At 58.6% G+C, this 18,970-nt stretch carries 20 protein-coding genes; 9 read left to right on the top strand and 11 right to left on the bottom strand.

What is annotated here, in order from left to right; genetic code table 11:
• Positions 1 to 46: 46 nt before the first annotated feature.
• Positions 47 to 1,585 carry a murein biosynthesis integral membrane protein MurJ gene (gene murJ, locus AC1DIS_RS10740; RefSeq protein WP_026286392.1) on the bottom strand — a complete coding sequence of 513 codons (1,539 nt, stop codon included), beginning with the start codon at positions 1,583 to 1,585 and terminating at the stop codon, positions 47 to 49.
• A gap of 387 nt (positions 1,586 to 1,972) precedes the next feature.
• Between murJ and rpsT the strand changes: the two genes are divergently transcribed.
• Positions 1,973 to 2,251, top strand: a complete 279-nt coding sequence (rpsT, locus tag AC1DIS_RS10735; protein ID WP_007901883.1) for a 30S ribosomal protein S20 — start codon at positions 1,973 to 1,975, stop codon at positions 2,249 to 2,251.
• 123 nt (positions 2,252 to 2,374) lie between these two features.
• On the opposite strand, the gene AC1DIS_RS10730 is transcribed toward rpsT, so the two are convergent.
• The 5 genes from AC1DIS_RS10730 to rplU all read right to left on the bottom strand — a co-directional run bounded on the left by AC1DIS_RS10730 (position 2,375) and on the right by rplU (position 6,132).
• Positions 2,375 to 2,839 carry a CreA family protein gene (locus tag AC1DIS_RS10730; RefSeq protein ID WP_018925883.1) on the bottom strand — a complete coding sequence of 155 codons (465 nt, stop codon included), beginning with the start codon at positions 2,837 to 2,839 and terminating at the stop codon, positions 2,375 to 2,377.
• A gap of 12 nt (positions 2,840 to 2,851) precedes the next feature.
• On the bottom strand, positions 2,852 to 3,970 hold the full coding sequence (gene proB, locus AC1DIS_RS10725; RefSeq protein ID WP_007938428.1) for a glutamate 5-kinase: 1,119 nt from the start codon (positions 3,968 to 3,970) through the stop codon (positions 2,852 to 2,854).
• A 137-nt stretch (positions 3,971 to 4,107) separates the two neighbouring features.
• The gene (gene cgtA, locus AC1DIS_RS10720; RefSeq protein ID WP_477780867.1) at positions 4,108 to 5,331 is read right to left on the bottom strand and encodes an Obg family GTPase CgtA; all 1,224 of its coding nucleotides are present in this window, start codon (positions 5,329 to 5,331) and stop codon (positions 4,108 to 4,110) included.
• Positions 5,332 to 5,526: 195 nt separating this feature from the next.
• Positions 5,527 to 5,784 (bottom strand): 50S ribosomal protein L27, encoded by a 258-nt coding sequence (rpmA, locus tag AC1DIS_RS10715; RefSeq protein ID WP_003228360.1) that lies wholly within the window; start codon positions 5,782 to 5,784, stop codon positions 5,527 to 5,529.
• A gap of 33 nt (positions 5,785 to 5,817) precedes the next feature.
• A complete protein-coding gene (gene rplU / locus AC1DIS_RS10710; protein WP_007901869.1) occupies positions 5,818 to 6,132 on the bottom strand; it encodes a 50S ribosomal protein L21 in 315 nt (104 codons plus the stop codon).
• A gap of 240 nt (positions 6,133 to 6,372) precedes the next feature.
• Here rplU and AC1DIS_RS10705 point away from each other — a divergent pair, with 240 nt between their 5' ends.
• From AC1DIS_RS10705 to AC1DIS_RS10695, 3 genes are all read left to right on the top strand, one after another.
• Positions 6,373 to 7,341, top strand: coding sequence for a polyprenyl synthetase family protein (locus AC1DIS_RS10705; protein WP_018925881.1), 969 nt, complete (start codon positions 6,373 to 6,375; stop codon positions 7,339 to 7,341).
• 157 nt (positions 7,342 to 7,498) lie between these two features.
• Positions 7,499 to 7,840 (top strand): zinc ribbon domain-containing protein YjdM, encoded by a 342-nt coding sequence (locus AC1DIS_RS10700; RefSeq protein ID WP_018925880.1) that lies wholly within the window; start codon positions 7,499 to 7,501, stop codon positions 7,838 to 7,840.
• A 204-nt stretch (positions 7,841 to 8,044) separates the two neighbouring features.
• On the top strand, positions 8,045 to 8,302 hold the full coding sequence (locus AC1DIS_RS10695; protein ID WP_018925879.1) for a PA4570 family protein: 258 nt from the start codon (positions 8,045 to 8,047) through the stop codon (positions 8,300 to 8,302).
• A gap of 61 nt (positions 8,303 to 8,363) precedes the next feature.
• Here AC1DIS_RS10695 and AC1DIS_RS10690 read toward each other — a convergent pair whose 3' ends face one another.
• The 3 genes from AC1DIS_RS10690 to AC1DIS_RS10680 form a co-directional block, all read right to left on the bottom strand.
• Positions 8,364 to 8,981 (bottom strand): FKBP-type peptidyl-prolyl cis-trans isomerase, encoded by a 618-nt coding sequence (locus tag AC1DIS_RS10690; RefSeq protein ID WP_007938433.1) that lies wholly within the window; start codon positions 8,979 to 8,981, stop codon positions 8,364 to 8,366.
• A gap of 130 nt (positions 8,982 to 9,111) precedes the next feature.
• Entirely contained in the window at positions 9,112 to 9,405 is a 294-nt protein-coding gene (locus tag AC1DIS_RS10685; RefSeq protein WP_477743868.1) for a DUF6482 family protein, read from the bottom strand.
• A gap of 134 nt (positions 9,406 to 9,539) precedes the next feature.
• Positions 9,540 to 10,028: a TIGR00645 family protein gene (locus tag AC1DIS_RS10680; protein ID WP_007938436.1), complete on the bottom strand. Its 489-nt coding sequence runs from the start codon at positions 10,026 to 10,028 to the stop codon at positions 9,540 to 9,542.
• 160 nt (positions 10,029 to 10,188) lie between these two features.
• On the opposite strand from AC1DIS_RS10680, the gene AC1DIS_RS10675 reads away from it, so the two are divergent.
• The gene (locus AC1DIS_RS10675; RefSeq protein ID WP_477743867.1) at positions 10,189 to 12,018 is read left to right on the top strand and encodes a hypothetical protein; all 1,830 of its coding nucleotides are present in this window, start codon (positions 10,189 to 10,191) and stop codon (positions 12,016 to 12,018) included.
• A 6-nt stretch (positions 12,019 to 12,024) separates the two neighbouring features.
• On the opposite strand, the gene AC1DIS_RS10670 is transcribed toward AC1DIS_RS10675, so the two are convergent.
• Together AC1DIS_RS10670 and AC1DIS_RS10665 are read right to left on the bottom strand one after the other, a co-directional pair.
• The gene (locus AC1DIS_RS10670) at positions 12,025 to 12,366 is read right to left on the bottom strand and encodes a PA4575 family protein (protein WP_477780866.1); all 342 of its coding nucleotides are present in this window, start codon (positions 12,364 to 12,366) and stop codon (positions 12,025 to 12,027) included.
• 328 nt (positions 12,367 to 12,694) lie between these two features.
• Complete coding sequence (locus AC1DIS_RS10665) at positions 12,695 to 15,133, bottom strand: Lon protease family protein (protein ID WP_477780865.1); 2,439 nt, start codon at positions 15,131 to 15,133, stop codon at positions 12,695 to 12,697.
• A gap of 275 nt (positions 15,134 to 15,408) precedes the next feature.
• Between AC1DIS_RS10665 and AC1DIS_RS10660 the strand changes: the two genes are divergently transcribed.
• The 4 genes from AC1DIS_RS10660 (at position 15,409) to AC1DIS_RS10645 (ending at position 18,864) form a co-directional block, all read left to right on the top strand.
• Positions 15,409 to 15,897 carry a DUF3015 domain-containing protein gene (locus tag AC1DIS_RS10660; protein WP_018925873.1) on the top strand — a complete coding sequence of 163 codons (489 nt, stop codon included), beginning with the start codon at positions 15,409 to 15,411 and terminating at the stop codon, positions 15,895 to 15,897.
• A gap of 107 nt (positions 15,898 to 16,004) precedes the next feature.
• Positions 16,005 to 17,858, top strand: coding sequence for an Lnb N-terminal periplasmic domain-containing protein (locus AC1DIS_RS10655; protein WP_258612700.1), 1,854 nt, complete (start codon positions 16,005 to 16,007; stop codon positions 17,856 to 17,858).
• 84 nt (positions 17,859 to 17,942) lie between these two features.
• On the top strand, positions 17,943 to 18,299 hold the full coding sequence (locus AC1DIS_RS10650) for a hypothetical protein (protein WP_064620471.1): 357 nt from the start codon (positions 17,943 to 17,945) through the stop codon (positions 18,297 to 18,299).
• A 70-nt stretch (positions 18,300 to 18,369) separates the two neighbouring features.
• Positions 18,370 to 18,864, top strand: coding sequence for a GreA/GreB family elongation factor (locus AC1DIS_RS10645; protein WP_018925870.1), 495 nt, complete (start codon positions 18,370 to 18,372; stop codon positions 18,862 to 18,864).
• Positions 18,865 to 18,970 lie beyond the last annotated feature (106 nt).

Below are 18,970 nucleotides of genomic sequence, written 5' to 3'. Positions count from 1 at the left end.
AGCCGACAAAACTGCCGGTTCGCCCATGATTATCGAGATAACGTCTTCAGCTCAAGGCCTTGCGATTGAAGTCGCGCAAACGGAAGCCCATCAACAGCAACATGCCGAAATACGCCACGACGCCTGCGATYACCAATGCACCCAGACGCAGCAGCCGCTCAAGCATAGGCCCCTGCCCCCAGGCCGGCATAAAGTGCATCGCACCCAGCAATACTGCAGACATCACCGCTACCGCCACCAGCAATTTGAGCCCGAACTTCGCCCAACCCGGTTGCGGCTGATACATCTGCTGCTTGCGCAATTGATAAAACAGCAAGCCGGCGTTGATGCAGGCACCCGCGCTGATGGCCAGGGCCAGGCCGGCGTGCGCCAGCGGACCGATCAGTACCAGGTTGAACAGCTGAGTGACGATCAGGGTGAAAATCGCGATTTTCACCGGCGTGCGGATGTTTTGTTGCGCATAGAAGCCCGGCGCCAGCACTTTGATCACGATAATCCCCAGCAAGCCGACGGAATAAGCGATCAACGCGCGCTGAGTCATGGCCGCATCGAAAGCACTGAAATGGCCATACTGGAACAGCGAAACCGTCAGCGGTTCAGACAGAATCCCCAACGCCAGGGCGCACGGCAACACCAGCATGAAGCACAGGCGCAGCCCCCAATCGAGGATTCGCGAGTATTCGTGGCGATCCTGGCTGGCATAGGTCTTGGCCAGGGTCGGCAACAAAATCGTGCCCAGCGCCACACCCAGCACGCCGGATGGCAATTCCATCAGGCGGTCGGCGTAATACATCCAGGACACGGAGCCGGCCACCAGAAACGAGGCAAATATAGTATTGATGATCAGCGAAATCTGACTCACCGAAACGCCGATGATCGCGGGCAGCATCTGTTTCATGACCCGCCAGACACCGCTATCGCGCAGATTCAAACGCGGCAGTACCAGCATGCCGATCTTTTTCAGGTGCGGCAGTTGATAGAGCAGCTGCGCCAGCCCACCCACCAGAACGGCCCAGCCCAGCGCCATCACCGGCGGATCGAAATACGGCGTCAGGAATACTGCAAAGATGATCATGCTGACATTGAGCAGGGTCGGCACGAAAGCTGGCACCGAGAAGCGGTTCCAGGTGTTGAGGATCGCCCCGGCCAGCGACGACAGGGAGATCAGCAATATATAAGGGAAAGTGACCCGCAGCAGATCGGTTGTCAGCCGGAATTTTTCAGGAGAATCGACGAAACCCGGTGCCGTGGCCCAGATAACCCAGGGGGCGGCGAGCATGCCCAACGCAGTGACCAGCGCCAGTACCAGTGTCAGCAGGCCTGAGACGTAGGCAATGAAGGTTCGCGCCGCCTCCTCGCCCTTTTGGCTTTTGTATTCGGCAAGAATCGGCACAAACGCCTGGGAAAATGCCCCTTCGGCGAAGATCCGCCGCAGCAGATTGGGCAGCTTGAAGGCGATAAAGAAGGCGTCAGTCGCCATTCCGGCACCAAATGCACGGGCGATTAGAGTGTCACGAACAAACCCCAACACCCGGGAAAGCATCGTGATAGAGCTGACAGCGGCCAACGATTTGAGCAGATTCATTGAAAGAGTTTGTGCCTGTCGATAAACAGCAGGCGAACAACGCGCCCACTTATGCGATACTCCGCGCCGCAACAGCACAGAGCCAAAGCTCGCGAGTTTACAGGTCGCGCGCCGGAAAGAAATATCCAGCGCACCGTCCCCTTGAAAACGTAGCGAGCGAAGGCAAGACAAGGCGAAAGCAGGCGAGAAAGCGGAGTTGACTTTAGTCAATGAGCATTTCGAGTCTGCTTTCAACGCTGTATTGCCGAGCGCAGTAGTTTTCATGGGGCCGGAACCGGCCACTTAGCGGAACGTCTCTTCCGCCCTTGACAAGACATCAACTCATCGGCATGATTCGCGGCCTATTTTGTTTGCTATTTCCTAAAAAGTCTTTCGAGGAGCTCGACGGTGGCCAACACACCTTCCGCCAAAAAACGTGCAAAACAGGCTGAGAAGCGTCGCAGCCACAACGCCAGCCTGCGTTCCATGGTTCGTACCTACATCAAGAATGTAGTTAAAGCCATCGACGCAAAAGACGCTGCTAAAGCTCAAGCTGCTTACGTTCTGGCCGTGCCAGTTATCGACCGTATGGCCGATAAAGGCATCATCCACAAGAACAAAGCTGCTCGCCATAAGAGCCGCCTGAATGGCCACGTCAAGGCCCTGAACGTTGCCGCTGCTGCCTAAGCGACGCGCTCGTTAAAAAACCGACCTCAGGGTCGGTTTTTTATTGCCTGCGATTTATTAAATACAATGCAAAAAAAATGTGGGAGCAAGCAGACTCACCCCCACACCTGGACCTTCGTTATCTTACTGAGCGTGCGTCCACGGCAGAATCGGAATTGCCGTCACTGCATTCTGCGGACTGCCCTCGATCAAGCGATCGCTGTAGACCAGATACACCAGGGTATTGCGCTTCTTGTCGAGGAATCGCACTACCTGCATAGTCTTGAATACCAGCGAGGTGCGCTCCTTGAATACCTCCTCGCCATCCTTGAGCTCACCCTTGAAGCTGATCGGCCCGACCTGGCGACATGCAATAGACGCCTCGGCGCGATCCTCGGCCAATCCCAGACCACCTTTCACGCCACCCGTCTTGGCACGCGACAAGTAACAGGTCACGCCCTCCACTTTCGGATCATCAAACGCCTCGACAACAATACGGTCGTTCGGGCCAACGAATTTGAACACCGTCGACACCTGGCCAATTTCCTCGGCCGAGGCCAGCAACGGCATCGCCAACAACAAGCCCAATAATCCTTTTGCCACACGCATTCAGGTATTCCTTCAGACCAGAATCAGGTTATCCCGGTGAACCAGCTCCGGCTCCGCCATGTAACCCAACAGACCGATAATCGCCTCAGACGACTGACCGATGATTTTTTGTGCTTCCAGAGCACTGTAGTTAGCCAGGCCACGAGCGATTTCACGACCGTCCGGCGCCACACAGACCACCATTTCGCCGCGACGGAAGCTGCCCTGGACCAGCTTTACACCTACCGGCAGCAAACTTTTGTTGCCCTGAGACAGCGCAGTCACCGCCCCCGCGTCCAGCACCAGCGTGCCGCGAGTCTGCAGATGCCCGGCCAGCCACTGTTTGCGGGCCGCCAGCATGCCGCGCTCAGGCGACAGCAAAGTGCCAATGCGCTCGCCAGCCTTGAGGCGATCCAGCACTCGCTCAATACGCCCACCAACGATGATGGTGTGCGCACCAGAGCGCGCCGCCAGACGCGCAGCGCGCAGCTTGGTCTGCATGCCGCCACGCCCCAGCGCACCACCAGTACCACCGGCTACCGCATCGAGCGCCGGATCGTCGGCCCGCGCCTCATAAATCAGCTTGGCGTCGGGATTGTTGCGTGGATCAGCATCGAACATGCCATCGCGATCGGTGAGGATCACCAGCAAATCGGCTTCGACCAGATTCGCCACCAGCGCCGCCAACGTGTCGTTGTCGCCGAAACGGATTTCGTCAGTGACCACGGTGTCGTTTTCGTTGATCACCGGGATCACCTTCAACTCGACCAGCGCACGCAGGGTGCTACGAGCATTCAGGTAGCGCTTGCGGTCGGACAAATCGTCGTGAGTCAGGAGAATCTGTGCGGTATGCCGACCATGTTCGGCGAAGCTCGACTCCCAGGCCTGCACCAACCCCATCTGACCGATGGCGGCAGCCGCCTGCAACTCGTGCATCGCACTGGGTCGCGAGGTCCAGCCCAGACGGCTCATGCCCGCCGCCACTGCCCCGGAGGACACCAGCACCAGTTCAACGCCCGCCTCATGCAGGGCAACCATCTGCTCGACCCAGACACCCATTGCTGCGCGATCCAGGCCTTTGCCGTCCGCCGTCAGCAAAGCGCTGCCGATCTTCACGACCCAACGCTGCGCACCTGTCACCTTGCTCCGCATCATCTTCAACCTTAGCTTGAGGGCAGCGCGACCTGGCACTGCCCGTGACGTTATTCGTGGTTCTTCGTGACCAACAGTCGATTTCCAGATACTAAAACGCCGCTCCAGTGAGCGGCGCTTAAGTTTATCGCAACGAATCAGTCACGCACGTAAATGATTTCCGGACCGTCTTCGTCATCCACATCTTCTTCGTCCCAATCGTCGTCGCCGATGTCATGGACCGACTTCACGCCGCTGCGGCGCAGAGCACGCTGATCGTCCAGCGCCTGCAACTGGGCGCGCGCYTCATCTTCGATGCGCTGATCGAGCTCAGCCAGCTCTTCCTTGTAGACCGGGTCGTTAGCCAGGCGATCGGCGCGATCTTCCAGATAACGCATGATGTCGTGGCACAGACGCTCGGTGCCTTGCTTGGCGATCGCCGAGATCACATAGACCGGACCGGTCCACTCCAGACGATCAACGATCTCCTTGACGCGAGCATCGTGCTCTTCCTCAAGGATCTGGTCGCACTTGTTCAGCACCAGCCAGCGATCACGCTCGGCCAGGGACGGGCTGAACTTGGTCAGCTCGCTGACGATCACTTCAGCGGCATCCGGCGCACTGGTGTCATCCAGCGGCGCCATGTCGACGAGGTGCAGCAGCAGACGCGTACGCGACAAGTGCTTGAGGAAGCGAATCCCCAGGCCCGCGCCGTCGGAAGCACCTTCGATCAGGCCCGGAATATCCGCGACCACAAAGCTCTTCCAGCGATCGACACTGACCACACCCAGGTTCGGCACCAATGTGGTGAACGGGTAGTCGGCGACTTTCGGCTTGGCGGCCGACACCGAGCGAATGAAGGTACTTTTGCCGGCGTTCGGCAAACCGAGCAGACCGACGTCCGCCAACACCTTCATTTCCAGTTTCAGGTCGCGCTGCTCACCCGGCTTGCCCGGCGTAGTCTGGCGCGGCGCACGGTTGGTACTGGATTTGAAACGAGTGTTACCCAGACCGTGCCAGCCGCCCTGAACCACCATCAGCTTCTGGCCGGCCTTGGTCAGGTCGCCAATGACTTCCTGGGTGGCAGAGTCGATCACTGTGGTACCTACCGGCACCCRCAGGATCAGATCCTCACCTTTTTTGCCGGTGCAGTCGGTACTGCCACCGTTGAAACCGCGCTCGGCATCGAAGTGCCGGGTGTAACGGTAGTCGACCAGGGTGTTCAGGTTTTCGTCGGCCATCATGTAGATGGAACCGCCATCACCACCGTCACCGCCGTTCGGGCCGCCGTTTTCAATGAATTTTTCTCGACGGAAACTCATGCAACCGTTGCCACCGTCGCCGGCCTTTACTCGAATCGATACTTCATCAACAAACTTCATAACAAAACGCCTCTCGCCATACGGACGAGCCGAAAAACAACCAAGACATAAGACTCTTGCAAAAATGAGCGCAGCGACCTCAATCAACGACCGCCAATACAGCGCTGGAGCCCATCACAAACAGCTTTGCAAGAGACTCACCCCACAAACGAAAAAGCCCCGTCGCAAGACAGGGCTTTTCCAGCGATCGCGCAATTAAGCTGCGACGACGCTCACGTAACGACGACCGAAGGCGCCTTTTACTTCAAACTTGATCACGCCTTCGATTTTCGCGAAGAGGGTGTGATCTTTACCCATACCAACGCCGTAGCCAGCGTGGAATTGGGTGCCGCGCTGACGCACGATGATGTTACCGGCCTTGATGACCTGGCCGCCATACATCTTCACGCCAAGGCGCTTGGCTTCTGAGTCGCGACCGTTACGGGTACTACCACCAGCTTTTTTGTGTGCCATGAGTTCAATTCTCCTAGTGAGGAATTAGGCTGATTAAGCCTGAATACCGGTGATTTTGATCTCGGTGTACCACTGGCGGTGGCCCATACGCTTCATGTGGTGCTTACGGCGACGGAACTTGATGATGCGGACTTTATCGTGACGACCTTGGGAGATCACTTCAGCCACAACGGTAGCGCCAGGAACAACTGGAGCGCCGATATTCACGTCGTCGCCATTGGCAACCAACAGAACGCGATCAAAAGTTACGGATTCGCCGGTAGCGATTTCCAGTTTTTCGATCTTCAGGTATTCACCTGGAGCAACTTTGTACTGCTTGCCACCAGTAACGATTACTGCATAAGACATGGTATTTCTCCGATAATCCTGCTCACCCAGCTCTTTATAAGAAGAGGTATTGGCTGGCATGGCTGCATAAGGCTGGAAGGCCTGTTTGCAATTGCGTAAGGCAGGTGCTGCCCAGGAAGTTCAGGGTGCGCGATTGTACGCAAGCTACTCTGGCGTTGCAAGTGGCCGTCCATCGCGCCTTGACAGGCCCGGACGTGGGTCCTAGCATGCCGCGCAACCCTTCTGGAGCAACTGTCGCTGATGCAACCCCAAGCTTTCTACCGCGCGGTGGCGGACGATTTTAGCGCCGTCGACGGCATCATCAAGAAGCAGCTGACTTCCCGAGTGCCGCTGGTATCGAAAATCGGCGACTACATTACCTCGGCTGGCGGCAAACGCCTGCGTCCCTTGCTCGTGCTGCTGTGCGGCAAGGCACTGGGCCGCGAGGGCGATGACCTGCGCCTGCTGGCCGCGACCATCGAGTTCCTGCACACCGCCACCCTGCTGCACGACGACGTCGTCGACATGTCCGGCATGCGCCGTGGCCGTTCAACCGCCAATGCCATGTGGGGCAACGCGCCGAGCGTGCTGGTGGGCGACTTCCTGTATTCGCGTTCTTTCGAAATGATGGTCGAACTGGGCTCCATGCCGGTAATGAAGATCCTTTCGCAAGCCACGCGCATCATCGCTGAAGGCGAAGTATTGCAGCTGTCGAAGGTCCGCGACGCCAGCACCACCGAAGAAACCTACATGGAAGTCATTCGCGGCAAAACCGCGATGCTCTTCGAGGCTTCGACCCACAGCGCCGCAGCCCTGGCCGGCGCCTCGCTGGAACAGAGCGAAGCGCTACGCACCTTCGGCGATCACCTGGGCGTGGCCTTCCAACTGGTCGACGACCTGCTGGACTACCGTGGCGATGCCGAGACCCTGGGCAAGAACGTCGGTGACGACCTGGCCGAGGGCAAGCCGACGCTGCCGCTGATCTACACCATGCGCGAAGGCACTCCGGAGCAGGCCGCACTGGTTCGTCAGGCGATCCAGAAAGGTGGCATCGAAGACCTGGAAAGCATTCGCGAAGCGGTCGAAGCTTCCGGCTCGCTGGATTACACCGCGCAACTGGCCCGCGACTACGTGGCCCGTGCGATCAAGTGCCTCGGCGCCCTGCCCGCCAGCGAATACCGCGATGCGCTGGTGGAATTGAGTGAATTTGCGGTCGCTCGCACGCACTGATATTCATAGCAAATTCAAAAGATCGCAGCCCTCGGCAGCTCCACATGGGTACACCAAGGAGCTGCCGAAGGCTGCGATCTTTTGCTGTTCGCTCCCTCCTGCGATAAATCCCTATATAATGTGCGCTTTTTAGCCATCCTGAATCCAAGGAGCTTTAGTGAGCACGTTGCCACCCTGCCCGAAATGCAATTCCGAATACACCTACGAAGACGGCGCACAGCTGATCTGCCCGGAGTGCGCCCATGAGTGGTCCGCCACTGGCGAAGCCGAAGTAGCGTCCGACGATACCGTGAAAAAGGACTCGGTCGGCAATGTGCTGCAGGACGGCGATACCATCACCGTGATCAAGGACCTCAAGGTCAAAGGCACTTCCCTGGTGGTCAAGGTCGGCACCAAGGTCAAGAACATCCGCCTGTGCGATGGCGACCACGACATCGACTGCAAGATCGACGGCATCGGCCCGATGAAACTCAAATCCGAGTTCGTCAGAAAAGTCTGAGCCCGCTGTATTCCATCCCGCGCCCTGCGTGGGATGGTGCTTTGCCCTTCCCGCCTCACCCAGCACTCCTCGCAATAGCCAAACGCCAGCCGTTTTGACCTTACGCAATCCTTACCCGATAAAAAACGCAAACCGCCAATAGGCCCTTGCTATTTAATGAATAGGAATTATTCTCATTGAACCCAATCAATGGAGATGAGACCCATGACTTATTTGATCGATGCCTGGCTGGACCGCCCACATCCCTACCTCAGAATCCTGCATCGGGAAACCGGGGAAGTCTGTGCGGTGCTTGAAGAAGAAGCCTTGAACGAGCTGCAGGATCAGGGTGATCTGGACGTCAACGGCCTGAGTTCCAGCGAGCCGGTGGTGCTCAAGGAACTGGTGCGCAATCTGTTTCTGTTTTGCTATGCCCGGGCGTTGCGCCCGAGTCATGACCTGAATACCAAGTTCGAGGTATGAAGATCATTTGTAAAAATGCCGGAGCTGGCCCTGCAGGAGCGGGCCAGCTCCAACACCGGGATTACAGAACGTCGAGCAGTTCGACGTCGAATACCAGTACGCTGTGCGGCGGAATGCTGCCTACGCCTTGAGCGCCGTAAGCCAGTTCGCTCGGCACGTACAGACGCCATTTGCTGCCCGCGTTCATCAGTTGCAGGGCTTCGGTCCAGCCAGCGATAACGCCGCCTACCGGGAATTCTGCAGGCTGGCCGCGCTCGTAGGAGCTGTCGAACACAGTGCCGTCGATCAGAGTGCCGTGGTAGTGAGTGCGCACTTGATCTTCACGGGTTGGCTTGGCGCCTTCACCTTGAGTCAGCACTTCAAATTGCAGGCCCGAAGCCAGAGTAGTGATGCCTTCACGCTTGGCGTTTTCAGCCAGGAAAGCCAGGCCTTCGCCAGCAGCAGCTTCAGCCTTGGCAGCCGCTTCAGCTTGCATGATCTCGCGGATCACTTTGAAGCTGGCGGACATTTCTTCCTGACCCACACGGCTTGGCTTGCCGGCGAACGCGTCGGTCAGACCCGCCAGGATTGCGTCCAGGCTCACGCCCGGTGGCGGATTGTCACGCAGCTGGTCGCCCAACTGACGGCCAATGCCGTAGCTGACGCGGGTTTCATCGGTGGACAGATTTACTTCGGACATGACACTGCTCCGCTGTGCGGACGGCCCTGGAACTTGCCGTGCGTGCACAGCGCATCCCGGAGCGCCCGGAATCAAAAGGGCGAGCAGACTAGCACAGATGCCGCCACGTTGATGAGCGGCGTCAGCCCTGTTACGCAGAACGGAAGGTGCTCGGTAATTTCGGACTTTCCTCGGCGCTGGTACCGCACATTTCATCATGGGCCGAGGTACATACAACGTTGAATGGCTTGGGACAGTCGTGAAGCACTTCACGCGCATGCTCGACCGACCGCAGCTGCAATGTCTCGCCATGAGCATCGAGCACTGGATGCGCCGTACCATGCATCCGAGCCTCCAGCACGTAGAACACGCCTTCCATCGAGATCAGGTTCAACTCATCGATCTTTCCGGCGATGGCAAACGCATTCAACTCTTGCAGGTTCATGAGCGCACCTCACGCAGTGGAGAGCCAGGGTTCTTACAGGGATATGCCTCGACGCACCAAAGTACAAGCCACAAACGACACCGCCCGTCTGTTTCGCAACAGACGGGCGGTGCGGTGGACCGAGTAAGGGCGGATCAGTGCTTGGTCAGCTTGTCCAGATAACCCATGGCAAACGCCGACACCACGAAGGTCATGTGGATGATCACGTACCACTGCAAATGCTCCGGATCGACGTTCTTGGCGTCCATGAAAATCCGCAGCAAGTGGATCGACGAAATTGCCACGATGGAAGCCGCGACCTTCATCTTCAACGAAGACGAATCCATGGTGCCCAACCAGTTGAGCTTCTCCTTGCTGTCGTCGATATCCAGTTCGGAAACGAAGTTCTCGTAACCGGAGATCATCACCATCACCAGCAAGCCGCCTACCAGCGCCATGTCGATCAGCGACAACAACACCAGAATCAGATCCGACTCGGCCATCGAGAACACGTTAGGGATGACGTGGATGACTTCCTGGAAGAATTTCAGTGCCAACGCCAGCAAGCCCAGCGACAAACCGAAATAGATCGGCGCCAGCAACCAGCGGGAGGCGTACATTGTATTTTCGATAAAGCGTTCCATTGAATCTCACACAAGGGGCTGGAAATGGCGGCGAGTATAACAGCCGCCTGTTACACCCAGAAACCGCCGGAAAATCCGCAACCTGCGTGTGTGTGACAAAGTTTTTCTGCTAGTGTCCAGATCAATGACAGGTCAGCGACATCGGACAGGAAAACTGGAAATGGATGTGCGATTGCCCTTAACGAGTGCAGGACTTTGCCTCGCATTGCTGCTCGGTGGTTGTTCACCCAGCGATGAGAAACGCCAAGTCAGCCTCGAAGAAAAGACCGCGCAGTTCGAAAAGTCTCTGGAGGCGATCAAGGATCCGAAACTCAAGGACGTCGTGACCGAACTCGGCGGTTCAGTGCTGCTGCTCGAGCGTGCGCAACTCAAGCTCGACAGTAAACCGGTGGTCACCGAATACGGCGAAGATGCCCTCGCCGTATTCAAGCACTACCCCACGCCCCAGGCGCTGGTCGACACTTACATCAACGGGCTGTTCGTGCTGCACAAGGAGTCCAGCTCGGATTACCTGACCGATCTGCAACCAGTATTCCCCCTCCACTTCAACGCCCCTGGCGCATTCCTTTTCCCTCATGACCTGGAATGGCAATCGGTGACCCTCAGCAACAAGCGCGTCATCGCGTTTCAGCCGGAATGGTCGGAAACCGATCCCGGCATTCAGCTGAGCCCGTCGAGCTCCAACCTGACCAACCCCGATGACTTGACGGTGACCTACCCCTTCATCGAAGGCCTGGGTGTGGACAAAAAGCACCTGCCACAACCAGTGAGCCTGCAAGGCAAGGTGGAGGTCATCGCCCCACGCCGAATCTACAGCTTCAACCTGACCAAAAAGGACGTCGGCCAGACGCGCACCAATGACAACCTCAGTGTCACGCTGCTGAAGCTTGAAAAAAACCATGCCGAAATCGAATTCAGTAACAGCGCACCACCGGCCCCCGAGGTTCGCGATACACCGCCCAACTCGCTGATCGTTCAGGCCAGGGACAGTACCGGGCAATTCCTCTCGCGCTCGGGCGCGATCAATGAAACCGCCACGCAAATTGCGTTCTATCAAAAACAACTGGCGCAAATGCAACAGCAGAAAGCCTGGAGCGAAGCGTTCGAAAAACAGCTCGAGGACGACCAGCGTGCCTTTGAAAAACAACAAACCCGACAGTATGCCAAGGTGTACTTCAATGGACCGATCGACACGCTCGAAGTCAGCCTGCTGGATTTCTCGGCGGTCACGGTGACCCGCAAGAACCTGGACCTGCCAGTACGCCGCTTCGACCCGCACACGACGGAAAAAACCATCCAGCCACTGACCTTGCCCGTGGTGGTATACGACGACCAGGCTGCGACCTGGCTCAAGGGTGCGACGCTGGACGAGAACCAACTGAAAAAAAGCATCAGTATCAGCCAGTCGATCGACGACCCGAGCGCCGCGCGCATCGATTTCGATCACCCCAGAAGTTTCAATGATGAACTGCTCGGCACCTCGTTCAATCCCGGCGAAAGTCCCGTGACGTTCTTTACCCAAGACAGCAATGGCCGGCGCGATGGGCCGATCGAGCTGCCACCGGAGGCGTATCAGGTCGACCCGCTACGCGGCAGCATCACCTACGATCTGAATCTGTTTGCAGAAACTCCGGCCTACGCGGTGGGCTCCATGCCGCTGTTCCTGGCGACTGTCGACAAGCAAACCTACGACGCCCCCCAACTGCCCAAGGGCCTGACGCTCAAAGGGAATGAGTTGGTGGTTGATCTGAAGCTGTTCCCCGACCAGGACTGGCGCTTTTTCGCCAAGGACGACAGTGGCAACTATCTGAAGGAGATTCTTTCGGTCAGTCACGACGCGAACGCGCAAGGTCCGGGGTTATTCGCAGTGCATTACTTCTACGGCCAGCCCACACGTCTGGAAACTTATCAGCGAACCAACCTCACCACCGTGCAATACGGTTTCGAGGTCAAACTCGACAAGACCGAGCCAGGTAACCTGGATCAATAGCCTGGATCAGCCTTCAGGTCGAAACCCGGGACCGGCAAGGTTGTGGAAACGGCCAYCGTTGATCTCTCGCAACTGGRCTTGCAGGTGCAGGCACCAGATTTGCGGGTCATCGGCCAGCTCGTAGCCATGCAGGGTCAGACTTTCGACGATGGTGTCGAGGATCGATTCAGCCACGACCGGCCCACGGAACGGGCCTTGAGCCTTGATGGCTGAAGGTTGCTCGCCGGCCATTCCGGCGGCAAAAAGCAAGGTCCACATGCCCGTATCTCCCGCCAGCGGACGGATAGCACATTCGATACGGGTCACAAGGCCCAGGCATTGACGGGTGAGGCAGAGGTTGCGCGACATGGCGGCGACCCTCGGTAGATCCGGTATTCAGCCTCCACGGGAAGGCTGTCTCGATCCAGTGATAACTGTCGATATCCTTGAGCAGAGAATAGAAGAAAAGTTCAGCTCGCACGCGGCCCGCAGCCAGAAGGCGCCGAGTGGTCGCCGTGCAAATATTGACGCCAGAGATGTGACGAGGGGGCTTGCTCCGTTGGGCTGCGAAGCGGCCCCGAAATTTATCAGACAGACCTCATCGCCGATTTGACGACTGCTACGCAGCCGAACGGGGCGGTGCGGCGGTCCGACAAGCTCCCTCGCCACAGGGAGCCTCCTCAGTTTCGAGATTGACTCAGGCCGGTTTGACTTCCAGCAAGGCTTCCTGCGCCAACTCTTTTTCGGCCTCCTTGAGGTCTTCGTCGCTGACCATTTCCGCGATCACCCGCAAGCGTTCCACCACCCGCGCGTTGACGCTGCCCTCGGGAAAGTCGCCATTCTCATCCGGCGTACCGGCCGGCTCGCCGACCAGCRGGCTCAGGGCTTCGTCGGCCTGGCGCACCGCGTAGACATGGAACTGCCCCGCGCGCACCGCCGCCAGCACCTTCTCGTCGAGCATCAGCGTGGCGACGTTGGCCTGAGGAATGATCGCTCCCTGCTCGCCCGTCAGGCCGCGAGCCTCGCAGAGCCGGAAGAAGCCTTCGATCTTCTCGTTGACCCCGCCTACCGCCTGCACTTCACCGAACTGGTTGATCGAACCGGTAATCGCAAAGCACTGCTTGAGTGGAGTTTTCGACAAGGCCGAGATCAGCGTACAGGCCTCGCCCAACGATGCGCTGTCGCCGTCGACGTAACCGTAGGACTGCTCCAGGGCGATGCTTGCGGAAATCGCCAACGGGAATTCCTGGGCATAGCGGCTGCCCAGGTACCCGGTGAGGATCATCACGCCTTTGGAGTGAATCGGCTGGCCGAGGTTGACCTCGCGCTCGATGTCGACGATGCCGCTGCCGCCCGGATACACCGTGGCGGAAATGCGCGCCGGTATCCCGAAGGCCGAATCGCCGACTTCCAGTACCGTCAGCCCGTTGCACTTGCCGACCGCCGCGCCATCGGTGTCGATCAGAATGATCCCGGCCAGCATGTCATCGAGAATCCGCGCCGAAACTCGTCCGGTACGGGTAGCCTTGGCCTTGAGCGCACGCTCGATGTGCCCGGCGTCAGTCATCTCGTCACCCGCCAGGTCGCGGATGAAATCCGCCTCGCTGACCAGTTGGAACAGATCGCCGATTCGCGCCGACAAACGTCCCTGGTGCTCGGCCAGACGTGCGCTGTAAGTCGCCAGACGCGCCACCGCATCCGCGGTCAGCGGCGCCATGCCTTCTTCCGAGGTACGGGTTTTGAGCAACTGGGCGAACTGCTCCAGGCTTTCGTCGACCATCGGAATGTCTTCGTCGAAATCCACCAGGACGCGGAACATCTCCTGGAAGTCCGGATCGAGGTCTTGCAGCGTGTAGTAGAGCTGCCGGGCGCCGATGATCACGACTTTGACCTGCAACGGAATGTGTTGCGGCGTCAGCGTCACGGTGGCCAGACGGCCCAGCTCACCCAGCGGGGATTCCATTTTCAGCTTGCGCGATTGCAAGGCACGCTTGAGCGCATCCCACACGAATGGCTCGCTGAGCATTTTTTCCGCTTCGAGGATCAGGAAACCGCCGTTGGCCCGGTGCAATGCACCCGGTCGCAACTGCCGATAGGTGGTGTAGAGCGCGCCCTGATCGGTGCTGTATTCGATGCGGCCGAACAGGTTGTCGTAGGTCGGGTGCGGCTCGAACACCACCGGCGCACCGCCGCTGTGCGGATGCCCGACCACCAGGCTCGGGGCGTATTGCTCTTCAAGCAATTTGCGGGCGATGGCGTCGGTCTTGCTGTCATCCACCAGTTGCTCGACCACCGTTTTGAGCAGGTACACCTGCATCGCTTGCAAGTAACCGCAAACCCCTGCGTTTTCCGCATACTTTTCCGACAGCGGCGCCAGCAAGGGCTGCAAGGCCAGGGTGATGGTTTCTTCGTTGAGCTGGCGCAGCTGATTGCTCGACTCGCGCTTCCATTGCGGCAGGCTGGCGAGCTCTTCGTTCAACCGCTCTTCGAGCCCGGAAATGTCATCGTGAAAGCGCTCGCGCTCGGCTTCCGGCAACTGGGCGAATTCCGCCTCATCCAGGGCCTTGCCTTCGCTCATCGGGGTGAAGGCAATGTTGCTGCTGTCGCGGTAGAGCGCGACGTCTTTCTCCAGCGCCAGACGCTCGATCACATCCAGCGCACGGTCATAACGCTGGTTGAACGCACGGTCGATGGCGCTTTTCTTCTGCTGGTAGGACGGGTGCTCGAATACTGCCGGAAAGGTCGCCAGCAGGTTGTCGATCAAGCCGTTGATGTCACCGATAAAAGCGCCGGCGGTGCCCGACGGCAATTCCAGGGCGCGAGGCTCGCGAGGCTCATCGAAATTATTGACGTAGACCCAGTCGGCCGGGGTCTGCAGGCGTTTGCCTTCGGCCTTGAGGTAGCGTTTGACGAACGAAAACCGGCCGGTGCCGGGCTCGCCCATGACGAACACGTTGTAACCGGGGCGCGGCATGGCCACACCGAACTGCAAGGCTTCGACCGCACGTTCCTGGCCAAGCACACCGCGGAAGGGCTCCAGATCATTGGTGGTAGAGAAGCTGAACTGTTCAGCGGAAAACGGACGGGTCAGCGCTTCAGGCGCTAGACGCAAGCTGGCAGCAACAGGATCAGGCATCGGGCTTCCTTACATCAGGCGGGGCAGATAACGGCATTCTGGCGCTGCCCGTACCCACTGGCAAGGCGCACCTCAAGCCAAAGCTTAGACAAGCCCCCATCCACGGGCCGCGCGGGTCAAAATCAAGGTTTTCAGGGRATGTTTCGCAAAAAATCACGGAACCCCTGGAACCTGCCTAAACTCCAAACTGCGCGGCTGGAACGAATAACCGGCCCACTGGCACCATTAGGGGCCAGCACCCTGTCCATTGGTATGCACACAAAGAGAACATAGCTATGAAACGGATTCTTCTTGGTACTCTCTTCACCGTTGTATCCATCAACGCCATGGCTCAGGCGCCAGGCGGTCCGGACTGCGGTTGGGGCAACATGCTGTTCGAAGGTCAGCGTGGCACCCCGGCACACTTCCTGGCATCCACCACCAACGGCACCTCCGGTAATGCAACTTTCGGCATGACCTCCGGCACCAACGGTTGCTCGACCAATGCGGCGCTGACCTATGGCGGCAAATCCTGGATTGCCATGAATGGCATGATGAACGAGCTGTCCGAAGACATGGCTAAAGGTCAGGGCGAAGCGCTGACCACTTACGCCGTGGTACTGGGCGTGGCGCCGGAAGACCGTGCGCACTTCGCCGCCGTGACTCATCAACACTTCCAGCAAATTTTCAGCAAGGCTGACGTGACCGCTGAAGACGTGCATACCAATACCCTGGCCGTATTGAAGAACGATCCTCGTCTGGCTAAGTACGCCACTCAAGCTTAAGCTCGACCCGTCCCGCTCTCTTTGGGGAGCGGGTTTTATTTTTTTGACCCCGGCCCTTTTGGCCTGCCTCTTTGGGTCTTTGTTTCTTTCGACTTAAGTTGCTCACTATGCTCAAACGCCTTGCCTGGCTGGCGCTCTGTGTCTGCGCCCCGCTGTCCGCCGCGCCCCACATCGACAATCAACGTTTGCAGCAACTGGCCAACGACCCCTTCTGGATTTCCCTGGGTCATTACGAAACCGCCAAGCTCGGTGGCTGGCGCAGCTATGTCAGCGACAAGAAATTCTTTCTCGCCTCCGATGGCAACGAACACCCCGACCGCGAACTGGCGGCGACCGTACAGGCGCTGTATGCCCCGGCCAGTGCCGGCGAGCAGCATGCGCAATGCGTCTATCCGGCCCGTACTCGCTGGCTCAAGGCGCAACTTGACCTGACGGATCTGCCGTCGCTGGACTGTGCTGAATTCAAGCAATGGTTCAAGGACGTTTCACCCCACAGTGCGGTGATGATTTTCCCGGCCGCCTACCTGAACAGCCCGTCGTCGATGTTCGGCCATACCTTGCTGCGCATCGATCAGGCCGATGTGCAGCGCGACAAGACCTCGCTGCTCAGTTACGCGATCAACTTCGGCGCCTACATCGAAGGGTCGGACAACAGCATTTTGTACGCGTGGAAAGGCCTGATGGGTGGTTATCCCGGGCTGTTTGCACTGGTGCCCTATCAGGAAAAACTCTCGGAATACCGTAGCCTCGAAAACCGCGACCTGTGGGAATACCGCCTGAACCTGACCCAGCAGGAAACCGAGCGCATGGTCGAGCATGTCTGGGAGCTCAAGCAGATCCAGTTCGACTACTTCTTCTTCGATGAAAACTGCTCCTATCGCCTGCTTGAGCTGCTGCAGGTGGCGCGGCCGGGCCTGAAACTGACCGATCAGTTCCCGTTGACCGCCATTCCCACCGACACCGTCAAAGCGGTGAAACAGGCCGGGCTGGTGGAGTCGATCGAATATCGCCCGTCCCGCGAGCGTGAACTGCTGAGCCGCGCGCAGCCGTTGACCGATGAAGAGCAGCAGTGGGTGCTGAAAATCAGCGCCGATCAGAAGCAATTGCAGGAACCGGCGTTCAAGGCGCAACCGCGCGAGCGTCAGGCGTTGATCATCGACGCGGCCTATCGTCTGGAGCGTTATCGCGCCAACGGCCAGGAACGTGACCCGCAACGAGCTCAGCGCAGTTTCGAATTACTGCGCGCGATCAATCAGAACCCGCCTCCTGAACTGGACATTGCGCGACCTGGCTTGCCCGAGGATGGCCACGAGTCCCGCACCTGGCAGGCCGGCATCGGCACCCGGGGTGACCAAGCCTTCGGCGAATATGGCCTGCGCATGGCCTACCACGACCTCAACGACAACGCCGAAAGCTTCCCCCTTGGCGCACAGATCGAAATCCTGCAGATGAAGCTGCGCCAATACGAAGGCAATCACTGGCAGTTGCAGCAACTGGACCTGGCGACCATCCGCTCCCTGACCCCGCGCAACGCGCTGTTGCAGCCGCTGTCGTGGCAAGTCACCGGCGGCCTGGAGCGTGTGCCGGGCAAGCACGATGACGAAACCCTGGTCAGTCATGTCAACGGTGGTGGTGGCGGGACCTGGCAACTGAGCGACGACATGCTCGGGTTCGCCTTGGGCACCGTGCGCGTGGAGCACAACAACGATTTCGCGGGCTTCATTGCCCCGGCAGCGGGCTTCAACAGCGGTTTGCTGTGGAAAAACCCGCTGGGGAATTTCAGCCTGGAAGCCAAGGGCGATTACTTCACCAACGGCGAAGTGCGCCGGAGCATGAGCCTGAATCAGCAGTGGGAGTTGTCGCGCAACCTCGGGCTGCGCCTGAGTGCCCAACGCGAATTCAGCCACCTGGCATCACCTGAAAACGAAGTGATGCTTGAAGTGAAGTGGTATCACTATTGATCTTTTGACCCTTCTTTCACTCCCATCCGACAAATCCGCTTCTAGACTTCCCCTATAGGCCGTTGAACGGCCCTGGAGTCCGAGATGTGGCGTTGCGTGGGTGTGTTGGGGTTGTTGCTATTGATTACAGGGTGCCAGTCGACTCACGAGGATCTGATCGCCAAAGGGTATCCGCCGGCGTTCGCCGATGGCTTCGATGACGGTTGCAGCAGTGGCCGGCAAGCCGCCGGGGCAATCACCGGTGAATTTCGCAAAAATGTCCCACGCTACCTCAAGGACAAGCAATACGCAGAAGGCTGGACCGATGGCTTGCGTCAATGCCAGGCCATGCGGGAAAGCGAGGATCGCAACGAGTACAGGGAACGCCATTGGGATGAGCGCGAAAGGGCCTGGCAACGAGAGAAAGACCGGGACGCCGCGCGAGCCTATCGCTCGCAATAAGTCGTTTACAGACATTCGTCGAAACTTAAAGCACGCGACCATGGCCCAAACCCTATAACGGGAGAACAACATGAGTCGTGCCTTCGTCAATGAAGATAACGCTGCCGCGCAAGCCGACCTGCCAGTCGAACGACAGGTCAGCGCGCAGCCCAATTACGTCACACCCGCCGGGCTCATGCAGCTTCAGGCGAAAGTCGCCGTGCTGCAAAGCCTGCTCGACGAGGAAAGCGCCAAAGGTGACCTGGCCGACAAGCAGCGCCAGGCCGACCTCGATCGCGACTGGCGCTACTTCAAGCAGCGCCTGCAAAGCGCACAGGTGGTCGCACAAGCCTCCTCGACCGACAAAGTGCAGATTGGCAATTGGGTGACCTTTGCCGACGAGCACGATCATGAACAGCGCGTGCAATTGGTCGGAGAAGACCAGGCGGATGCCGCCCATGGACTGATCAATTGGAGTTCACCGCTGGGACGGGCATTACTGGGTGCGCACGTAGGCGATGAAGTGTCGTGGAAGCGGCCGGTGGGGGATATGGTGATTGAGGTGCTGGCTATAGAGATCGGGTGAGTCCGATGGCGCCTTCGCTGTAGGAGCGAGGCTTGCTCGCGAAGGCCACACCGCGGTGCCACTGAAAACCCATAAAAAAACGGAGCCCCCGAACGAAGGCTCCGTT

The organism is Pseudomonas sp. 05N433, assembly GCF_056396925.1.
The sequence above is the reverse complement of the archived record's forward strand: the minus strand, read 5'-3'. Positions and strand labels throughout refer to the sequence as shown.